The following is a 20521-nucleotide window of genomic DNA, read 5'->3' as shown; positions in this document are numbered from 1 at the left end:
GTGGAAATATGACAGTCAGTAAATTTGTGGAAATGCGTAGAGAGTTGCATCAAATCCCGGAACTAGGGTTTCAAGAATGGAAAACACAGCAATATATTTTAGATTATATTCATACCCTTCCGAGTGAATATCTCGAAGTGAAAACATGGAAAACCGGTGTAATTGTAAAAGTAAATGGAAAAAATCCTGAGAAAACAATCGGTTATCGTGCAGATATTGATGGCTTACCGATTTCAGAGGAAACAGGATATGAATTCTCTTCCATACATGAAGGGCTGATGCATGCGTGTGGTCATGATTTGCATACAACAATCGGTCTAGGACTCTTAACAGCTGCTGTAAAGGAAAGGGTAGATGATAACCTTGTCTTTATTTTTCAACCGGCCGAAGAGGGGCCAGGTGGCGCTCTACCTATGTTAGAAAGTGAAGAGCTGAAGATGTGGAAGCCTGACATGATTTTGGGCCTTCATATTGCACCCGAGTATCCAGTAGGAACAATAGCAACAAAAGAAGGATTGCTATTTGCAAATACATCAGAATTATATATTGATTTGAAAGGAAAAGGTGGTCACGCAGCATATCCGCATACAGCAAATGATATGATTGTTGCTGCAAGTCACCTTGTCACACAGCTTCAATCCGTTGTTAGTCGTAATGTGAACCCCCTGGATAGTGCAGTTATTACAATTGGTAAAATTACAGGCGGAACTGTACAAAATATTATTGCAGAGAAGTCTCGCTTAGAAGGGACGATTCGAACATTATCAGTTGAATCGATGAAACGGGTAAAAGGTCGTATTGAAGCGATTGTTGAAGGGATTGAAGCTTCGTTTCAATGTGAAGCATGTATTGATTACGGAGCGATGTACCATCAAGTATATAATCATGAAGCATTGACGCGAGAATTTATGTCATTTGTGGCGGAGCAAACAGATATGAACTTGATTACATGTACCGAGGCGATGACAGGAGAAGACTTTGGATACATGCTTCGCGATATTCCAGGGTTTATGTTTTGGCTTGGTGTAGATTCTGAATATGGCTTACATCATGCGAAACTACAACCAAACGAAGAAGCGATTGAACAGACAATCGCATTTTTAGATCAATATGTAAAATGGAAAGGGAACAGAGGATAATACCTGTTCTTTTCCATAGGAAAAATTATTGTTTACAATGCATTTTTTTTGTAATTCTAGAACAATACTTTATAATGGTAGATGGGGGAAAAAGTTGATAGTGAGTTATTTTATAATAATTATCAAATAACATTGACTAAAAACTGATTTCTCTTATATAATACAAGAGTAGACAATATATGATAAAAAAATTTACGGAGGTTGATACATATGGCAGAACGTATGGTAGCAAAACAAGCGCCACGCTTTGAAATGGACGCTGTTATGCCAAACAAAGAATTTGGTAAAGTAAGCCTTGAAGAAGTTATGAAGCAAGACAAGTGGACAGTACTTTTCTTCTATCCAATGGACTTCACTTTCGTATGTCCAACAGAAATCATCGCACTTTCTGAGCGTTACGATGAATTCGAAGATTTAGATGCAGAAGTAATCGGTGTATCTACTGATACAATCCACACTCATTTAGCTTGGATTAATACTGACCGTACGAAAAACGGTTTAGGTGATTTAAAGTATCCATTAGCAGCTGATACAAACCATGTAGTAGCTCGTGATTATGGCGTATTACTTGAAGAAGAGGGTATCGCACTTCGCGGTTTATTCATCATTAGCCCAGAAGGCGAATTAATGTACCAAGTTGTACATCACAACAACATCGGACGTGAAGTTGATGAAGTAATCCGTGTTCTTCAAGCTCTTCAAACTGGTGGACTTTGTCCAGCAAACTGGAAACCAGGTGAAGCAACTTTAAACGTTTAATCTTAATGTAAACAACAGGAGGTCTAACAATATTTTGTTAGACCTTTCTCTACATCTGTAAAGGGGGAAAATCATGAAATTACGTCAACCAATGCCTTCTTTAGACGGTGCAACAACAATATTAAATGGAGAAGTAGTGCGAGAATCACTAATTGGTGAAAAGCCAACACTCATTCATTTTTGGTCAGTAAGTTGTCACTTATGTAAAGAGGCTATGCCAAGTATTAATGAATTCCGTGATGAATATAAAGAGCAATTAAATGTTGTAGCGGTTCATATGCCACGCTCAGAAGAAGATTTAGATCTAGAACAAGTAGAAGCAGTCGCAAAAGAACACGGAATTATACAGTCTATTTTAGTGGATAATCAGCATGCGATTACAAATGCATTTGAAAATGAATATGTACCAGCATATTATGTATTTGATAAAAATGGTATGCTTCGTCATTTCCAAGCAGGTGGAAGTGGCATGAAAATGCTAACAAAACGAGTAAATCGTGTGTTAGATGAAGCAAAAAAAGAAGATGAATAAGTAAAAAAAATCCCGCTTTAAAGTGAATGGGTATAAGTGGGGCTTTTATAGAGTTCGTTAAAAACCTCCTCTTTGTTAGGAGGTTTTTATTTTGAGAAAGATACTCTTACTTTTTGTGCTGTAATCGTCTTTTTTGAGAGGGGAGGAAGGAAAAAGTTAAGAGGTAGCCTTGTTTGTCAGATTAACGATTCATATGAGGAAAATAACCTCACTAATGTAAGTTCCACTATACGTTTTGGTTTACTTTTTATATAGAAAATGTGTAAAATCAATGTGATACATAGAAAAAGGGTGGGGAATAAGGTGCAAATTGGTAGTGTAATTTTATGTTTCTTTTTATATGCATATGTTATTATTGCAGCGGTTTATTTTGGGATAAGCTTTTATGCATATCGCCTAACGAATAAACACGAGTATGAAGAAACATATAAGTGGGTGAAAGGTTATTTATCCCCTGTATTAGAAATTATGAATGGATTTGTTCTTTTTTTATTTATTGGTTTAATTGCTTTTTCCACAAGTTTAGTTGGAAATAAGACAACTTTATTCGTAATCGGTACGATTATTTTTATGCTATTAGGTATTCGGATTGGAAATGCTGTATTTTGGAATGAGCGAAAAATTGACGGCTGGACAGGGATGCTTATGCCATGTATGTTAGCAGCTATTGTTACAAATATAGAACATGAGTATTTTCAGCTTCATTTCTGGCTAATCATTGTGTTAACGATTTTTTCTGTTCTGTATATCAGTACAACCTTTTTAACGTATTGTGCAAGCGAAAAAGGTGATACAAACGGAGTCAAATTTTTTCGGAATCAAGCGCTATTCTGGAGTGTTCCGACAATGCTGGTCATTGCAATTATTGCGCTTGTTGTAAACGGATATAATTTTGTGGGTTGGAAAAGCTTTTTGGAAACATGGTGGATCTTTATAGTTTCTTTTGGTGCGTTCTTGGGAGCAACTCATTATTTATTTCATCAGCATCATTATAAATGGGCACTCTTATTTGCTTTTACACAGCTCTTATTTGCCTTTTTTGGACAAGAAACACTATTATTTGTATTTCAAACGTTTAGTTCGTTCGGCAACATCTTTATTTTTGGGATGCTTGTTTGTATCATTGCTTTTTATTTACAACAATATTTCTATATACAAAAGCAAAAGTAAGTATGAATCGGTAATCTTTGTAGCGAATATAAAGTGAAACTTTGATTAGTGGGGGTATTATTGTCCGCAAATAGCGGAATAAACTATGCTACAATGATAGTAAATAGGACTTGATGTTATTGGAGGAATTCATGTGAGTGAGAAAGAAAAAGAATTTGCTGTCATCGGCCTTGGGCGTTTTGGAGGTAGTATTTGTCGTGAATTGGCTCAATTAGGTATGGAAGTAATGGCAATTGATCTTGATGAAGATAAAATCAATGAATTTGCGAATATCGCTTCTCACGCAGTCATTGCAGATTCAACTGATGAAATGGTTTTAAAAAGTCTTGGAATTCGAAACTTTGATCATGTTGTAGTTGCAATTGGTGATAATTTGAATGCGAGTATTTTAACGACATTGATTTTAAAAGAACTTGGTGTGAAAAATATTACTGTCAAAGCTCAAAATGATTATCATGAAAAAGTGTTAACTAAAATAGGAGCGGATCATATTGTTCATCCTGAGAGGGATATGGGCAAACGAATTGCAAATAACATTGCTTCAAGTAACGTGTTAGATTACTTAGAACTTTCAGATGAACATAGTATTGTGGAGATTATTGCAAATAAAAAGATTGATGGACATTCTTTAATTGAATTAGATATTCGTGCGAAGTTTGGATTAAACATTGTAGCGATTAAACGAGGAAAGGAAGTAATTGTTTCTCCTCGTGCTACAGAAAATATTCAATCTGGAGATATTTTAATTGTAATTGGTCATGATGATGAAGTGAATCGTTTTAAACACTTCTTGAGATAAAGTAAAACTTTAATCAGTGGGACTTCATCCTCCGCTGATTATTAGCCCTCACCAATCGGGCTTTTACGGGCAGTACCTAACTTCTTTGCTTCTTGTCGAACTTTGAGGTGGGGGTATTACTGCCCGCAAATAGCGGGATAAAGAAGCCCAATATAGAAAAGGACAATGCTCAACATCATGAGCATTGTCCTTTTTCTTATATTTCCATAATGATTGGTAAAATCATTGGACGACGTTTCGTTTTTTCGTATAAGAATGGTGCCAATGTATCTGTAATTTCATTTTTAATTTCAGACCATTGTGTTGTTTTTCGCTCCATTACTTTTTCTAGATGAGTTGTAATTAATGATTGTGCATCGTTAATTAAATCGCTGCTCTCACGCATATAAACGAATCCACGAGAGATAATGTCAGGTCCAGCTGCAACCGTAAACTCTTTCATGTCAATGCTCACAACCACGATAACGAGTCCTTCTTCCGAAAGAATACGACGATCGCGTAATACGATATTGCCAATATCACCGATACCATTTCCGTCAATATAAACAGAACCAGATGGGATTTTTCCAGCGATATTTGCTTCATCTTCGCGTAGGGCAAGAACATCACCATTGTCCATAATGAAACAATTTTCTTCAGGAATGCCACAATCATTTGCTAGCTTTAAATGCATGCGTTGCATACGATATTCACCGTGAATTGGCATGAAGTATTTCGGTTTAATAAGACGTAGCATTAATTTCTGCTCTTCTTGTCCACCGTGTCCACTTGTATGAATATTTGAAAGCTTACCATGGATGACATCAGCACCAGCACGATACAACATATTAATTGTGCGGCTTACGCTGACTGTATTTCCTGGAATTGGTGAAGAAGAGAATACAACTGTATCACCAGGAATGATTTGAATTTGGCGATGTGTACCGTTAGCGATGCGAGAAAGTGCTGCCATTGGTTCACCTTGACTGCCTGTACATAAAATAACAATTTTATTTGCTGGTATACGATTCAGTTGAGACGCTTCCACAAATGTATCTTTTGGACAACGAATATAACCAAGGTTTTGACCAATCTCAATTGCTGATTCCATGCTTCGACCGAATACGGCAACTTTACGATTATTTTCTACAGCTGCTTCTACAACTTGTTGCAAACGATGAATATTTGACGCAAATGTTGCGAAGATGATACGACCTTCAACTTTGCGGAAAATATCTTGAATGCTTTCGCCAACGCGTCGTTCAGACATAGTAAAGTTTGGCACTTCACTATTTGTACTATCAGAGAGTAGACAAAGAACACCGGCTTTACCGATTTCCGCCATTTTCGTTAAGTCTGCTGGTTCGCCAACTGGTGTAAAGTCAAACTTAAAGTCACCCGTATGAACGATTTGTCCTTGCGGTGTTTTTACGACAACACCGTACGAATCTGGAATACTGTGCGTTGTACGGAAGAATGAAACAGATGTCTTTTTGAATTTAATTACATCGTTTTCTTGAATTTCGTAAAGCTTCGCTTTACGAAGTAATCCGTGTTCTTCTAATTTGTTTTTAAGTAAGCCAATTGCTAATTTCCCACCGTAAATCGGGATGTTCACTTGACGTAATAAATAAGGGATACCACCAATATGGTCTTCGTGACCATGTGTAATGAATAGACCTTTAATTTTATCTTCGTTTCGTACAAAATAAGTGTAATCAGGGATAACATAGTCAATCCCTAGAAGTTCGTCTTCTGGAAACTTAATTCCAGCATCAATTATAATAATTTCATCTTGAAATTGAACAGCGTATGTATTTTTGCCGATTTCACCCAGTCCGCCAAGGGCGAAAACAGCCGCTTGATCATTTTTTAGGAATTTCATAAATTATACAATCTCCGTTAATGTTAAATCAGCATTTTGCTTTTCGTATTCAAGATGAGCGCCAGTAACAGATTGGACAAACTCGATATTATATGCGAACTTTTGTAATTTTGTACGAACGTCTTTTTCGGATTCAGCTTCTAAATATAGTACCTTTGTATTTTCACGTACAGGAACTTCAGTCAGTTTTTGTTGATAAAATACTTTAAAAATCATTGGAAAAACCTCTCTTTTTCTATGTTTTGCATTATCTGTTACCTATTATAAAGCAAACAGTGATGATTTTCATGTTTTTTCGATGAGAATGAAGAAAAAGCCCAAAATGGGCACGATTTAAGCGATTGTCTTTTTACGAACTAACTCGTTTAAATATCGTTTTAACTTTTTCTGCAGCTTCTTCAGCATGATTGCTCCTTCCTTTCCTTACTTCAAACATGCATATTTATCCCGCTCTAACGGGTTGTAACCCTTCATCATTCATGCTTTGAAAAATCATGGAAGATAAATAGAGGCTTGCTGTCCAGTTGGGCTCGATACATTTCATTCGCTTTTGTAAGGTGATATCGTGTGTACTATTTAGTCCGCTCAAACAGGAAGTAAGCTCCTGCTTATGGTTATAGTATGAGATATATTAGAAAAGAAAATTCATTCGAACCGATACCAGCATTCTTTTGATAGTATATGCATATTTCATAAATAAGGTCAGAAAGTGAACGCTTTCTTCACAGATGTTTTATATGTTATACTTTTTTTTAGTGTTTGAAAAGAAATAATCCAGATAGATACATAGAAGTGTTAGAAAGGATTTTGCAAATGAATGATAAAATCGTCTTTTTTGATATTGATGGAACATTACTAGATCATGACAAAAAAATCCCGCAATCTACAAAAGAAGCGGTATGTGCATTGCAAGAAAAAGGAGTGCATGTAGCAATTGCGACAGGCCGTGCACCTTTTATGTTTGAAGATATTCGCAAGGAACTAAATATTCATAACTATGTAAGTTTCAATGGACAATATGTTGTATTTGAAGATGAGGTTGTATATAAAAATCCATTACACCCTGATACGTTACGTACGTTTACGACGTTCGCGAAACAAGAGGGGTATCCTCTTGTTTACTTAGATCATGAGGATATGAAAGCGACAGTAGAATATCATGATTATGTAAAAGAAAGCTTCGGAAGTCTGCAATTTGAACACCCAGTATATGAACCGAAATTTTATGAAAATCGGGATATTTATCAAACGCTTCTTTTCTGTCAAGCTGGTGAGGAAGAGAAGTTTATTCATGATTATCAAGACTTTCATTTTATACGCTGGCATGCGTATTCAATGGATATTATCCCAAATGGTGGTTCCAAAGCAAAAGGAATTGAAAAATTCATTGAAAAATTAGGTTTCAAGCGTGAGCAAGTATATGCTTTCGGAGATGGTCTAAATGATTTAGAGATGATTGAAGCAGTAGGAACAGGCATCGTAATGGGGAATGGGCATTCTGAATTGAAAAAGCTTGCTAATTATGTCACGAAAAATGTTGATGAGGATGGTATTCTTCACGGCTTACAGTGGGCCCGTTTATTATAAAAGTGATGTGGAAACCATTTCACACAGGGTGAAATGGATTATTCTGTTATTAGTTATAAAAAAGGTAGAAGCAGGAGCTTCTACCTTTTTTATTCCACTTTAATGGACGGTAAGACCTTAAAGTGGGAGTTTTTATCTTTCGAGTGGATTTGCACCATCTGGAGTTGCTAATGGGTTTTCTTTATTAATATGATCATAGAACATAACGCCGTTTAAATGATCGATTTCATGTTGAAATACAATTGCTGGTAACCCTTTTAAACGTAATTTTATTTCTTCACCATCGACGGTTGTCGCTTTAACTGTAATTCGTGTATAGCGGGGAACATAGCCAGGCACTTCACGATCTACGGATAGACAGCCTTCGCCACCTGATAAGTACGTACGTTCAACAGAGTGACTCACGATTCTAGGGTTGAATAAAGCGTAGCTATATAATGTTTCATTTGAATCTGTAACATGAACAGCAATCATCTTTTTTGAAATGCCGATTTGTGGTGCAGCTATCCCAATTCCTGGACGTAAGTTATATTTTTCAACCATTTCAGGGTTTTGACTGTTGATTACAAATTCAATCATTTCTCGTAGTGTATGTACATCTTCTTCGCTTGCTGGCAGAGGTACTTCTTCTGCCACTGCTCGTAAAATGGGATTTCCTTCACGAATTACATTATCCATTGTAAGCATATGCAATCTCTCCTTTCCTCTTTAGTCTACCAAAGGACATGAAAAAAGTCATGATAAAGTGAACGGTCTATTCATGCGGAATAGTTGACCTGTTTCAGGTTTATCCCGCTATTCGCGGACGGTAATACCACCACCTCGAAGTTTTGCAAGAAGCAAAGAAGTTAGGTGGGGGATAAACTGCCCGTAAAGGCCCGATTCGTGCGGGTTAATGATCAGTGGGGGAAAGAAAACCCCACTGATCAAAGTTCCACTTTATTCTTTCTTTTTCAATTATTTCATATGTAGTATAAAAAAGTTACTAATTCTCAAGAATTGAAAAAGAAAAGACGGCAAAGCCGCCTATTTCTTTTTATAGTTGTTTTGTTTTACGTTAACGAATGCAGGCAGCGCCAACGATAATTAAAAGGATAAACAACACAACGATTAAGGCAAAGCCGCGTCCAGACCCTCCACCGCAAGAACCACCATAGCCACCATAGCCATACGTAGGACATGGGTAAGTTGTTGGATAACAACACGTGTATCCGTACATGAGATGACCTCCTTTATCATTTCCCGCTAACAATTGCGGTTACTATAATGTATGGAGGGCAATTAGAAATGTGTAGACATTTGCCTAGAAAGGAAGAAGTGGTTGCATATTTTTATAATAAAGAGAGAAAAACTAAAAAGAATTAAACCGTTTACATATTATTCTACGATCAAAATATGGATGAATAGGGAATAATATAACAGGAGGTTATTGCCTACTAATACAGATGTGAAAATAAAAACACGTACTTGTAGCGGAAACCTCAGTGATATTCATAAAAAAATCGTAACCAAAGTAATTGACATCGTGATTAGAATAGTTGTAAACTAAAAAACGTGATCAAGATTGTATTAATATGTTTTTGAAAAAGCATTAGTACAGATTGTTAGGTACACAAAATTATTCTCAACCGACAAGCATCCTCGTCGGTTTACATCGTTACGTTTTTTTTCTAGCCAAGTGCTAGTGAAAGCGTTTCAGAATATGGTTCAAGAGAGGAAGAGGTGAACGGAATGGGTACTAAAACAAAAAAGACCCTATTTAATGTTGATGAGCAAATGAAAGCTATCGCAGCTCAGTTTGAAACATTACAAATTTTAAATGAAAAAGGCGAAGTTGTGAATGAAGCAGCAATGCCTGAATTAACTGATGATCAATTAAAAGAATTAATGCGCCGTATGGTGTATACTCGCGTACTAGATCAACGTTCTATTTCTTTAAACCGTCAAGGACGTTTAGGTTTCTACGCACCAACAGCTGGACAAGAGGCTTCTCAATTAGCGAGTCATTTCGCACTTGAAGCAGAAGACTTCATCTTACCAGGATATCGTGATGTTCCACAATTAGTATGGCATGGTTTACCATTATACCAAGCATTCTTATTCTCTCGTGGACACTTCATGGGTAACCAAATGCCTGAAAATGTAAATGCACTTGCTCCACAAATCATTATCGGTGCGCAAATCATCCAAACTGCTGGTGTTGCGTTAGGTATGAAACTACGTGGTAAAAAATCTGTTGCAATTACTTACACTGGTGACGGTGGCGCTTCTCAAGGTGACTTCTACGAAGGAATGAACTTTGCGGGTGCATTCAAAGCTCCAGCAATCTTCGTTGTTCAAAACAACCGTTATGCAATCTCTACTCCAGTAGAAAAACAATCTGCAGCAAAAACTGTAGCACAAAAAGCAGTTGCAGCAGGTATCTACGGTATTCAAGTAGACGGTATGGATCCATTAGCTGTATATGCAGCAACTGCTTTTGCTCGTGAGCGCGCAGTAAACGGTGAAGGTCCTACTTTAATTGAGACTTTAACATTCCGTTACGGTCCACATACAATGGCTGGCGATGATCCAACTCGTTACCGTACAAAAGATATCGAAAACGAATGGGAACAAAAAGATCCAATCGTACGTTTCCGTACGTTCTTAGAAAACAAAGGCTTATGGTCTCAAGAAACAGAAGAAAAAGTAATCGAAGAAGCAAAAGAAGATATCAAACAAGCGATTGCTAAAGCTGACCAAGCTCCAAAACAAAAAGTAACTGATTTAATGGAAATCATGTACGAAAAAATGCCTTTCAACTTACAAGAACAATATGAAATTTACAAAGAAAAGGAGTCGAAGTAAGCCATGGCTCAAATGACAATGATTCAAGCAATCACTGATGCTTTACGCGTTGAAATGAAAAATGACCCTAACGTACTTGTGTTTGGTGAAGACGTTGGTGTAAACGGTGGTGTATTCCGTGCTACTGAAGGTCTACAAGCTGAATTTGGTGAAGGCCGTGTAATGGATACTCCACTTGCAGAGTCTGGTATCGGCGGACTTGCAGTTGGACTTGCACTTGAAGGTTACCGTCCAGTTCCAGAAATCCAATTCTTCGGTTTCGTATATGAAGTAATGGATTCAATTTCTGGTCAAATGGCTCGTTTACGTTACCGTTCTGGTGGACGTTGGACTGCTCCAATTACAGTTCGTTCTCCATTCGGTGGTGGCGTTCATACTCCAGAATTACATGCTGATAGTTTAGAGGGATTAGTGGCACAACAACCTGGTTTAAAAGTTGTTATCCCATCTACTCCATATGATGCAAAAGGTCTTTTAATCTCTGCGATTCGTGACAACGATCCAGTTATTTACCTAGAGCACATGAAATTGTACCGTTCTTTCCGTCAAGAAGTACCAGAAGGCGACTACACAGTTGACTTAGGTAAAGCTGATGTGAAACGTGAAGGTACAGATGTATCTGTTATCGCATACGGTGCGATGGTACATGCGGCATTAAAAGCTGCTGAAGAACTTGAAAAAGAAGGTATCTCTTTAGAGGTTGTTGACTTACGTACAGTTCAACCATTAGATATCGAAACAATCATTGCTTCTGTTGAAAAAACAGGTCGTGTAGTTGTAGTTCAAGAAGCTCAAAAGCAAGCTGGTATTGCAGCTAACGTTGTAGCGGAAATTAACGACCGCGCAATCTTAAACTTAGAAGCACCAGTTGTACGTGTTGCAGCTGCTGATACAGTATTCCCATTCTCTCAAGCTGAGGGCGTATGGTTACCAAACCATAAGGATATTGTTGAAGCTGTTAACAAAGTAATGAACTTCTAATTTTAGTTTCATGTGCAAAAGAAATCAGCACATGTTGATTTCTTTTGCAATGTTCAATAATAATGCATAAATTGCACAGGGGGACGAAATCCGTGGCATTTGAATTTAAATTACCAGATATCGGCGAAGGTATCCACGAGGGTGAAATCGTAAAATGGTTTATTAAACCAGGCGATGAAGTAAACGAAGATGATGTACTTCTTGAAGTACAAAATGATAAAGCAGTAGTAGAAATTCCTTCTCCAGTTAAAGGTAAAGTACTTGAAGTACTTGTAGAAGAAGGCACTGTTGCAGTAGTAGGAGATGTTCTTATTAAACTTGACGCTCCTGGATACGAAAACCTTAAATTTAAAGGTGACGATCACGACGAAGCTCCAAAAGCTGAAGAAGCAAAAGAAGAAGCTCCAGCAGCGGCAGCTACTCCAGCAGCAGCTGAAGAAGTAGTTAACGAGCGCGTAATTGCTATGCCATCTGTTCGTAAATATGCCCGTGAAAAAGGCGTAGATATTCACAGAGTAGCTGGTACTGGTAAAAACGGTCGCGTTGTAAAAGCTGATATCGATGCATTTGCAAATGGTGGACAAGCAGCAGTGACACAAACGGAAGCTCCAGTAGCAGCAGCTCCAGCAGCAGCAAAAGAAGAAGCTCCAAAAGCACAACCAATCCCAGCTGGTGAATATCCAGAAACTCGTGAGAAAATGAGTGGTATCCGTAAAGCAATTGCAAAAGCAATGGTTAACTCTAAACATACAGCTCCTCACGTAACATTAATGGATGAAGTAGATGTAACAGAACTTGTTGCTCATCGTAAAAAGTTCAAAGCAGTTGCAGCTGACAAAGGTATTAAATTAACTTACCTTCCATACGTTGTAAAAGCTTTAACATCTGCATTACGTGAATTCCCAATGTTGAACACTGCTTTAGATGATGCATCTCAAGAGATCGTTCACAAGCATTACTTCAACATCGGTATTGCAGCTGATACAGACAAAGGTCTTTTAGTACCAGTTGTAAAAGATACAGATCGTAAATCTATCTTCACTATCTCTAACGAAATCAATGAACTTGCTGGAAAAGCTCGTGACGGTCGTTTAGCTCCAGCAGAAATGAAGGGTGCTTCTTGCACAATTACAAACATTGGTTCTGCAGGTGGACAATGGTTCACTCCAGTTATCAACCACCCAGAAGTAGCAATCCTTGGTATCGGTCGTATTGCTGAGAAACCAGTTGTGAAAAACGGTGAAATCGTTGCAGCTCCAGTATTAGCATTATCTCTAAGCTTTGACCATCGTTTAATCGACGGTGCAACTGCTCAAAAAGCATTAAACCAAATTAAACGTTTATTAAACGACCCACAATTATTAGTAATGGAGGCGTAATAACAATGGTAGTAGGAGATTTCCCAATTGAATTAGATACAGTCGTTGTTGGTGCAGGTCCTGGTGGATATGTTGCAGCAATTCGCGCAGCACAATTAGGTCAAAAGGTAGCGATTATTGAAAAAGCTAACCTTGGTGGCGTATGCTTAAACGTAGGGTGTATTCCTTCTAAAGCATTAATCAATGCAGGTCATCGTTATGAAAATGCAAAACATTCTGATGACATGGGTATTACTGCAGAGAACGTAACAGTTGACTTTACAAAAGTTCAAGAATGGAAAAACGGCGTAGTTAAGAAATTAACTGGCGGTGTGGAAGGCCTTCTTAAAGGTAACAAAGTTGAAATCATTCGCGGCGAAGCTTACTTCGTAGATGCAAACACATTACGTGTAATGACTGAAGATGCAGCACAAACATATACGTTTAAAAATGCTGTTCTTGCAACTGGTTCTACACCAATCGAAATTCCTGGATTCAAATATTCTAAACGCGTTATCAACTCTACTGGTGCTTTAAGCTTACCTGAAATTCCTAAAAAACTTGTTGTAATCGGCGGCGGCTACATCGGTATGGAATTAGGAACTGCATACGCTAACTTCGGTACAGAAGTAACTGTAGTAGAAGCTGGCGACGAAATCTTAGCTGGTTTTGAAAAAGCAATGAGCACAGTTGTAAAACGTGCCCTTCAGAAAAAAGGAAACGTTAAAATCCATACAAAAGCTATGGCTAAAGGCGTTGAAGAAACTGAAAACGGCGTAACAGTTAGCTTCGAAGTAAAAGGCGAAGTACAAACTGTTGAAGCTGATTATGTATTAGTAACTGTAGGTCGTCGTCCAAATACTCAAGAAATCGGTCTTGAGCAAGTTGGTGTTAAAATGACTGACCGTGGCATCATCGAAATCGATGAGCAATGCCGTACAAACGTACCAAACATCTACGCAATCGGTGATATTGTTCCTGGACCACCATTAGCTCACAAAGCTTCTTACGAAGGTAAAGTAGCTGTTGAAGCAATTAGCGGTCATGCATCAGCAATCGATTACATCGGAATTCCAGCTGTATGCTTCACTGACCCAGAATTAGCATCTGTTGGTTATACAAAGAAACAAGCACAAGAAGCTGGAATGGAAGTAGCAGTTTCTAAATTCCCATTCGCTGCTAACGGTCGTGCATTATCTTTAAATAGCACAGACGGTTTCGTACAACTTGTAACTCGTAAAGAAGATGGTCTTCTTGTAGGTGCACAAGTTGCAGGTGCAGGTGCTTCTGATATTATCTCTGAGATTGGTTTAGCTATCGAAGCTGGAATGACAGCTGAAGATATCGCTCAAACAATCCACGCTCACCCAACATTAGGTGAAATCACAATGGAAGCAGCAGAAGTTGCTCTTGGAATGCCAATTCACATTGTAAAATAATAAAGCTAAGTAAAAAGAAAACCGTCTCTTATATACTAAGAGACGGTTTTCTTTGTTATATTGTAAGCGAATGTTTCATATAAAAAAACGTCCACTAGATTCATCTTGAGAATAGCGGGGCATCTTTTTATATTATGTAATGATTTCATTTAAACCCCATATATTGTAATAATATAGAGCATGTCAAAGGAGAAGGTTTCATGAAAATAATACATGTTATATTTTATCATTTCCTTTTATGGAGTGGATTTTCAATTGTATTATCTTTATCGAACGGTGATAAATTCCATTATAAAGTGATGCTCTTTTTTGTGTTTTTTTATTTAGCATATGTGATTGCGTGTGTTGTACTGTATTCAAGAAAAAAGGCATTGTTTCTCACACTTACACACAGTATATTATTTTTCGTAATTTCGTTTCTTTTTTGACGAATTAACGTTTGTAAAAATACATCGTTCTTCCATTAAATAATCGTAATTCCCCCTCTAATTTCTTTGCTAAAAAACGACAAAACTCATTTGCTTTTCCTTTATCTCCAAATGTTGCAGTAGAAGGCAACGAAATTTGAACGAATGTTTGCTCATTTTCTGTTCCAACGCCCACATAAATAGAATCATATCGATCATGATTAGATTTTAGTTGAAGTGTAGTGTCTGACGTATCAAGTATTTCATATGGAAAGGCAGCGTTAGTGTAGGAAAAGTTTACTTGTACACCTGTTTGAGACGTAATTGTTTTATAGTAATGAAAAAGTTGTTTCACATCTTCTAATGAGACAGATTGTTGTTTAGATTTAGGTACAAGTTTAATAAATGCATCTTGCATAATCGTTCTCCCCCTGACGTAATATATATTATTATTTTAGCATTGTTGTAAATTTTTTGACAATTTAAAAGGGATATTTCTTTTTTTTGTTTAATATATACAAAGGACGACTTTCAGAAGAAGAAAGGAGGAAGTAAATGTTTGAAAAACTGTATGATGAACATGAAAACGTAAAAGTTCGTTTCCTTGGATTTATGACAAATGAAAACCGTTATGATTTCGGGGTGATTTATACAAATATGTTTTTTGGAAAACCGCTTGTTGTTTGCATGCAAACAGGCCGAGCGACTCTCCTTGGACAGGATGATGTAGATAATGTTCAACATCTGCAAGAGGTCTTTAAATTACAATCAGAGGAAGAAGCGGATGATCTCGCGCAATTTTTTAAGTTTTTAGTGCCACCTACTTCTTTGCATGCCGAATATGAAGAATAAAAGATAGAAAGCAGTCGTACATATAAGATATGACTGTTTTTTTTATTCCATTATCCCATACTAATTAAAATGAAAATAAATTAATGTGACATACTAAAAAACTATTGACGAAAAAAGTATAACATATTAAAATGAAGACAGAAGGTTAAAGCGGTTACAAAAAAGTTAAAGCGGTTACAAAAAGTTTTTGGGATTATAAACTTAGGGGGAATTTTAAGATGGGAACTATCGTATGTCAAGTTTGTGAAGACACAATCGCACACTTTGAGGATGAAAAAGTAACAGTACTTTACGGAAAATGTGGATCTTGCGGATGTGATCACAAGGAGCATACTAAAGCCCAGTAATTATAAAGGACGCTTGTAAGTATAAAAGTTTTTGGGACCATAAACTTAGGGGGAATTTTAAGATGGGAACTATCGTATGTCAAGTTTGTGAAGGTACAATCGCACACTTTGAAGATGAAAAAACAACAGTACTTTACGGGAAATGTGGATCTCATTGCGAATGTGATCATAAGGAGCATACTAAAGCCTAATAATATAAAAAAAACGCCTGCAGTTGCAGGCGTTTTTTTAATAGATACTAGTTGTATGACCGATTGTTGCAACAATTGCATCATCTCGAATGGGAGTAAAGCTCAGCTTTGTTTGTAGCTTGTTAGGGGAAGTATATTGGCTCATGAAGCGACTATCTATACGTGTAATAAAATCTGTTAAGTATGCTGATATGAAGGCGTACGGGATTCTCCGTTCGTTTAATAAGTAAATGATTTGATCTTCTGTTTTTACTCCTACACCGTGCCCGTAAAAAAAGAAATTTCCTAAATAAATGGCATTCTCTCCTTGCCATTCAATCGCTGATGGTTTTACTTGTGGATTTTTAAAGTAGACAAGGTCGCCAGGAACGATATCTCCACCTGTTTTCGTTATAAGCTTTAAATCTTTGTCATAATCCCATGTATATAGTAGAAGGTTTGCGAATAAGTGATTAAATGTTTCTTCGTTATACAGCCCTAAAAGGGCTTTATAAAAAATAATGATCATTGCTGTTGCACATTCCGTTCCATACTTTTTCCCATTTTTAAAAATATCTCGTATGGCAACAGATGGTGCTAGATTTGAACGAAGTTGAAAACCTCCGAGTGGTGTACGCTCCCAAAACTCAGGATTGCAATATGATTCTTGGAATGTACGAAACTGGAATCCACTCTGAAAAAGTTCTAAAGCGGATGTAATAATGTTGATTCGTAGATTAATATCAAAACTGAGTTCATCAGCTGTTCGAAATGAATATACTTCTTGATTTCCGGTCATTATGGCTAAAATTTGTTGCTTTTCAGCAAAAAATGGTTCATTTTCACTCGTGATATAAGGATGTACAATAGAGCGACCAATCACAATCATAATTGTATCCCCACCTATACGTTACATTCTTTAGTATCGTATGAATAAAAGAAAAAAGGGTGAAAAAAAAAGCCCATCAACTGATAGGCTTATATTCTTTAATGACGCGTAATGTTTGTAATGTCATATCTTCAGGACCTTGTACCGGTAGTCCAGCGTCTAAGTTTTTATGAATGTAGTCTAAGTTTTCTTGCGTAATAATTTCACCAGGGGTGAAGATTGGAATACCTGGCGGATAAATCATAACAAAATCAGCTATAACACGACCGGCAGCCTCTTCAAACGGAATGACTTCTGTTTCTGAATAAAAGGCATCTCGAGGAGAGAGAGCAAGTACAGGGATTTCTGGAATTTCAACTTGTACTTGAACGCCTTTGTCTGCTCTATGTTTAAATGCAGTTGCTAGCTCTTCTAAAGCATGGATGAGCACATTAGTTTCATTCTCTGTATCCCCTAATGTAACGAGACATAGAATGTTATATAAGTCTGAAAGCTCTACTTCGATATTGTAATGCTCCCTTAACCATAACTCTGCCTCATGGCCTGTAATGCCTAAATCTTTTACAGATACAATTAGTTTTGTTGGGTCATAGCTAAAAGTTGCATCTGTACCTAGCATCTCTTTGCCAGGACAGTAAAGATGTTCAATATTGTTTACAGCGCTTCGGACATGCTCTGCTAGCTGAATTGTTTGTGTAATTAAATTTTTCCCTTCAGTCGCAAGGCGTTTTCTTGCAACGTCTAGAGAAGCTAACAAAATATAAGAAGTTGATGTGGTTGTAAGCATGCTAATAATGGATTGTACATGTTTTACATTCACAAGACCTTCTTTAACATTTAAAATAGAACTTTGTGTTAATGAGCCGCCTAATTTGTGAACGCTTGTTGCTGCCATATCTGCACCAGCTTGCATAGCTGACATCGGTAATTCATCATGAAAATGAATATGAACACCGTGAGCTTCATCTACTAATACCGGTATATCGTAGGAATGAGCTAATTCTACAATTTGTTGCAGGTCTGCAGCAAATCCAAAGTAGGTTGGATTGATAACAAGCAACCCTTTTGCATCTGAATGTTCTTCAAGTGCTTTTTTTACTGATTGAATTGTAATCCCATGTGAAATGCCGAGTTTCGGATCAATTTCAGGATGAATAAAAATCGGTTTTGCACCTGAAAAAATAATAGCTGACATAACAGATTTATGAACGTTACGTGGTACGAGGATTTTATCGCCAGGACCACAAACACTCATCACCATTGTCATAATTGCACCGCTGGTTCCTTGTATGGAGAAGAAGGTATGATCTGCACCGAATGCGGCTGCAGCTAAATCTTGAGCTTCTTTAATCATACCTTTTGGATGATGCAAATCATCGAGCGGTGCAATATTAATTAAATCAATTGATAATGCGTTATGCCCAATAAATTCGCGAAATGCAGGATCCATGCCTTGCCCTTTCTTGTGACCTGGAATATGGAACTGAATTGGATTTCGCTTGCTGTGCTCTACTAAAGCAGTAAACAATGGTGTTTTGTATTGGGACAATCTATACACCCCTTCTTTTCGTGATATTTATAGTGTTTGTTTTATGTTTATCTTGTTCAACAAGAAAGTTATCTCCCATTATATATAACCATCTATAAGAACTTGATTCGTTCTACTCACCATCTATGTGGAAAACTTAGGAAATGGAAGTTTCACTTTATTTGCTATAAAACAAAAGCATTATATCACCAATAACTATAGATGTATAGAAAAAAATATTGGTTTTTATCCCACATATAATTGATAGTAAGTTTACAGTTGTACTACTTAAAAAAATGAAAGAAGATAGAGGCATTCTATTGCTCGTGAGTAGCTATTAATAAAGAAGGCAATTCCATAAAAAAAGAGAAATAGTGTATAATGCAAAGTGGCTACAAATATAGAGAATGAAAGTCTCGCTTTATGAAGTAGAGCAACTATAAAACAACAGGAAATAAATGAGGTGTAAACATGGAATATCAATATCCGCTTGATTATAATTGGTCAAATGATGAAATGGTCGCGATTGTTACATTTTACGAAGCGATTGAAAAGGTATATGAAAAAGGAATTGCGAGAGAAGAACTGATGAGCCTATACCGTCGTTTTAAAGAAATTGTACCAGCAAAAGCAGAAGAGAAGAAAATTGATAAAGAGTTTCAAGAGGTGAGTGGCTATTCGATATATCGAGCGATTCAAAAGGCAAAACAAGTAGAAGAAAAAGCAATTGTTAAAATGTAAAAAAATTTTGAAAAATAAAATTCAAAGTGCTATAATGGATAAACAACCAAAACGGACAATATAAATATTGTCCGTTTTATACTATCGATTACAAATTGTATATAAAGGAAGGAGTGATTGCATCGTTGCCTCGATTTTTGCAATAAATTGTTCATTGGTAAGTGTTGCAAACTCTTCTGGGGAAACGTGAATACCAACTAATAGCTCTGCTTTTTTGACAGTAGCTAAGCGTTCAATCATTTTTTGTAAATCGTCTGTTTCGAGCGTATTATGTGGTTTCACAACCGATTTAGTATGGTCAATGGACCAAACGAAATCATTTGGTATATTTGTTTTTAAATCATTTAAATGTTCTAAGAAGGCGTGAGCCGCTTCCACTTTTTGTGGACACTCATAGATTAAACCAAAGTATATGAAAGCATGGGTACCCCATAGACCAATTTGAAAATGTGGTAGCATTTTATATCCGCGTTTATTTGTTGAAAAAGCAACCCAAGTATCGTTTGGTGGATTGACTTTACGACGTGCATGTTTCGCTACATGGTAGAAAAAAGATTCACCAGTTTTTTCGGATAAAAAATGAGAAAATCGCTCGCCTAGAGCATCTAATTTCGGATGGATATTCGTTTTAATAGCGTTCATTCGTTCTTCAAGACCATCGACAGAGAAGACTGCAAAGTCATTTTCTTTAAATGTTTGTAATGTCATGACGGTTCCTCCAACTCCTAGTTTGTTTTCATTTTAGCACAGCTTGTACTATTCATAAAAAAAGAGCTCAAAAAAATTTAAGTAAAAAAACATAAATTTGTTGCATAGATGATTTATCCAACATAATATAGTATAAAACAAAAAATCAGAAAATTGAGTTAATTCTAGTCCAAGGGCAGGCGAATATTGGGAGGAGGCAAACAAAATGAGACAGGTGATTAATGCATTAAAGAGAACAGATGCTGAAAAGAGAATTCCGGTGTTAAGATTAGAATTAGATTATGAATTAGCAACGCTATATGATGCGATGATGGAAAATGATAATCTAAAGAAAGAAGAGTGTGTGCAAAAATTAGAAGTGTTAAGACTTGAAATGATCCGTTTAGAAGCGTAATAATAGTATA

At 36.8% G+C, this 20521-nt stretch carries 23 protein-coding genes and 1 pseudogene; 16 read left to right on the top strand and 8 right to left on the bottom strand.

Features of this window, described 5'->3' with window-relative positions; translation table 11 throughout:
• The first annotated feature begins 8 nt into the window (after positions 1-8).
• The 5 genes from QUF99_RS20935 to QUF99_RS20915 all read left to right on the top strand — a co-directional run bounded on the left by QUF99_RS20935 (position 9) and on the right by QUF99_RS20915 (position 4399).
• The gene (locus QUF99_RS20935; RefSeq protein ID WP_289372536.1) at positions 9-1139 is read left to right on the top strand and encodes an N-acetyldiaminopimelate deacetylase; all 1131 of its coding nucleotides are present in this window, start codon (positions 9-11) and stop codon (positions 1137-1139) included.
• Positions 1140-1349: 210 nt separating this feature from the next.
• The gene (locus tag QUF99_RS20930) at positions 1350-1898 is read left to right on the top strand and encodes a peroxiredoxin (RefSeq protein WP_286121669.1); all 549 of its coding nucleotides are present in this window, start codon (positions 1350-1352) and stop codon (positions 1896-1898) included.
• 73 nt (positions 1899-1971) lie between these two features.
• Positions 1972-2430 (top strand): TlpA family protein disulfide reductase, encoded by a 459-nt coding sequence (locus tag QUF99_RS20925; RefSeq protein WP_289372534.1) that lies wholly within the window; start codon positions 1972-1974, stop codon positions 2428-2430.
• Positions 2431-2733: 303 nt separating this feature from the next.
• A complete protein-coding gene (locus QUF99_RS20920; protein ID WP_289372532.1) occupies positions 2734-3600 on the top strand; it encodes a cytochrome C oxidase assembly protein in 867 nt (288 codons plus the stop codon).
• A gap of 133 nt (positions 3601-3733) precedes the next feature.
• Positions 3734-4399 carry a potassium channel family protein gene (locus QUF99_RS20915; RefSeq protein WP_289372530.1) on the top strand — a complete coding sequence of 222 codons (666 nt, stop codon included), beginning with the start codon at positions 3734-3736 and terminating at the stop codon, positions 4397-4399.
• A 196-nt stretch (positions 4400-4595) separates the two neighbouring features.
• On the opposite strand, the gene rnjA is transcribed toward QUF99_RS20915, so the two are convergent.
• Positions 4596-6263: a ribonuclease J1 gene (gene rnjA, locus QUF99_RS20910; RefSeq protein WP_289372528.1), complete on the bottom strand. Its 1668-nt coding sequence runs from the start codon at positions 6261-6263 to the stop codon at positions 4596-4598.
• A 3-nt stretch (positions 6264-6266) separates the two neighbouring features.
• Positions 6267-6479 carry a DNA-dependent RNA polymerase subunit epsilon gene (locus QUF99_RS20905; RefSeq protein ID WP_289372526.1) on the bottom strand — a complete coding sequence of 71 codons (213 nt, stop codon included), beginning with the start codon at positions 6477-6479 and terminating at the stop codon, positions 6267-6269.
• A 597-nt stretch (positions 6480-7076) separates the two neighbouring features.
• Here QUF99_RS20905 and QUF99_RS20900 point away from each other — a divergent pair.
• Complete coding sequence (locus QUF99_RS20900; protein ID WP_289372525.1) at positions 7077-7850, top strand: Cof-type HAD-IIB family hydrolase; 774 nt, start codon at positions 7077-7079, stop codon at positions 7848-7850.
• Positions 7851-7982: 132 nt separating this feature from the next.
• Here the strand turns inward: QUF99_RS20900 and def are convergent, their stop codons facing one another.
• Both def and QUF99_RS20890 read right to left on the bottom strand, forming a co-directional pair.
• Entirely contained in the window at positions 7983-8537 is a 555-nt protein-coding gene (def, locus tag QUF99_RS20895) for a peptide deformylase (protein ID WP_286121662.1), read from the bottom strand.
• A 370-nt stretch (positions 8538-8907) separates the two neighbouring features.
• Positions 8908-8988 (bottom strand): annotated as a pseudogene (locus QUF99_RS20890) (YjcZ family sporulation protein); the annotation flags it as partial.
• Between the two features lie 593 nt (positions 8989-9581).
• Between QUF99_RS20890 and pdhA the strand changes: the two are divergent.
• From pdhA to QUF99_RS20865, 5 genes are all read left to right on the top strand, one after another.
• Positions 9582-10697 carry a pyruvate dehydrogenase E1 component subunit alpha gene (pdhA, locus tag QUF99_RS20885; protein WP_289372523.1) on the top strand — a complete coding sequence of 372 codons (1116 nt, stop codon included), beginning with the start codon at positions 9582-9584 and terminating at the stop codon, positions 10695-10697.
• 3 nt (positions 10698-10700) lie between these two features.
• On the top strand, positions 10701-11678 hold the full coding sequence (gene pdhB, locus QUF99_RS20880; RefSeq protein ID WP_289372521.1) for a pyruvate dehydrogenase complex E1 component subunit beta: 978 nt from the start codon (positions 10701-10703) through the stop codon (positions 11676-11678).
• A 92-nt stretch (positions 11679-11770) separates the two neighbouring features.
• Positions 11771-13057, top strand: a complete 1287-nt coding sequence (locus QUF99_RS20875) for a dihydrolipoamide acetyltransferase family protein (protein WP_289372520.1) — start codon at positions 11771-11773, stop codon at positions 13055-13057.
• A 5-nt stretch (positions 13058-13062) separates the two neighbouring features.
• Positions 13063-14475 (top strand): dihydrolipoyl dehydrogenase, encoded by a 1413-nt coding sequence (lpdA, locus tag QUF99_RS20870; protein WP_289372518.1) that lies wholly within the window; start codon positions 13063-13065, stop codon positions 14473-14475.
• A 200-nt stretch (positions 14476-14675) separates the two neighbouring features.
• Positions 14676-14903 (top strand): hypothetical protein, encoded by a 228-nt coding sequence (locus tag QUF99_RS20865; RefSeq protein ID WP_289372516.1) that lies wholly within the window; start codon positions 14676-14678, stop codon positions 14901-14903.
• A 4-nt stretch (positions 14904-14907) separates the two neighbouring features.
• Here the strand turns inward: QUF99_RS20865 and QUF99_RS20860 are convergent, their stop codons facing one another.
• The gene (locus QUF99_RS20860; RefSeq protein WP_289372514.1) at positions 14908-15300 is read right to left on the bottom strand and encodes a DUF1885 family protein; all 393 of its coding nucleotides are present in this window, start codon (positions 15298-15300) and stop codon (positions 14908-14910) included.
• A gap of 137 nt (positions 15301-15437) precedes the next feature.
• Here QUF99_RS20860 and QUF99_RS20855 point away from each other — a divergent pair, with 137 nt between their 5' ends.
• From QUF99_RS20855 to QUF99_RS20845, 3 genes are all read left to right on the top strand, one after another.
• A complete protein-coding gene (locus tag QUF99_RS20855) occupies positions 15438-15734 on the top strand; it encodes a DUF3055 domain-containing protein (protein ID WP_286121655.1) in 297 nt (98 codons plus the stop codon).
• Between the two features lie 218 nt (positions 15735-15952).
• Positions 15953-16081, top strand: coding sequence for a GapA-binding peptide SR1P (locus QUF99_RS20850; RefSeq protein WP_286121654.1), 129 nt, complete (start codon positions 15953-15955; stop codon positions 16079-16081).
• Between the two features lie 62 nt (positions 16082-16143).
• Complete coding sequence (locus QUF99_RS20845) at positions 16144-16272, top strand: GapA-binding peptide SR1P (protein ID WP_017151126.1); 129 nt, start codon at positions 16144-16146, stop codon at positions 16270-16272.
• A gap of 37 nt (positions 16273-16309) precedes the next feature.
• On the opposite strand, the gene QUF99_RS20840 is transcribed toward QUF99_RS20845, so the two are convergent.
• Positions 16310-17140, bottom strand: coding sequence for a protein-glutamine gamma-glutamyltransferase (locus QUF99_RS20840; protein ID WP_289372507.1), 831 nt, complete (start codon positions 17138-17140; stop codon positions 16310-16312).
• A gap of 76 nt (positions 17141-17216) precedes the next feature.
• Positions 17217-18689, bottom strand: coding sequence for an aminotransferase class I/II-fold pyridoxal phosphate-dependent enzyme (locus tag QUF99_RS20835; protein WP_483298611.1), 1473 nt, complete (start codon positions 18687-18689; stop codon positions 17217-17219).
• A gap of 450 nt (positions 18690-19139) precedes the next feature.
• Between QUF99_RS20835 and QUF99_RS20830 the strand changes: the two genes are divergently transcribed.
• Entirely contained in the window at positions 19140-19409 is a 270-nt protein-coding gene (locus tag QUF99_RS20830; RefSeq protein WP_286121651.1) for a UPF0223 family protein, read from the top strand.
• A gap of 81 nt (positions 19410-19490) precedes the next feature.
• Here the strand turns inward: QUF99_RS20830 and QUF99_RS20825 are convergent, their stop codons facing one another.
• A complete protein-coding gene (locus QUF99_RS20825) occupies positions 19491-20117 on the bottom strand; it encodes a YktB family protein (RefSeq protein WP_289372504.1) in 627 nt (208 codons plus the stop codon).
• Between the two features lie 205 nt (positions 20118-20322).
• On the opposite strand from QUF99_RS20825, the gene QUF99_RS20820 reads away from it, so the two are divergent.
• Entirely contained in the window at positions 20323-20511 is a 189-nt protein-coding gene (locus QUF99_RS20820) for a hypothetical protein (RefSeq protein ID WP_286121649.1), read from the top strand.
• Positions 20512-20521: the final 10 nt, after the last annotated feature.

It is taken from the genome of Bacillus sp. DX4.1 (assembly GCF_030348195.1).
Classification (GTDB): domain Bacteria; phylum Bacillota; class Bacilli; order Bacillales; family Bacillaceae_G; genus Bacillus_A.
The sequence above is the reverse complement of the archived record's forward strand: the minus strand, read 5'-3'. Positions and strand labels throughout refer to the sequence as shown.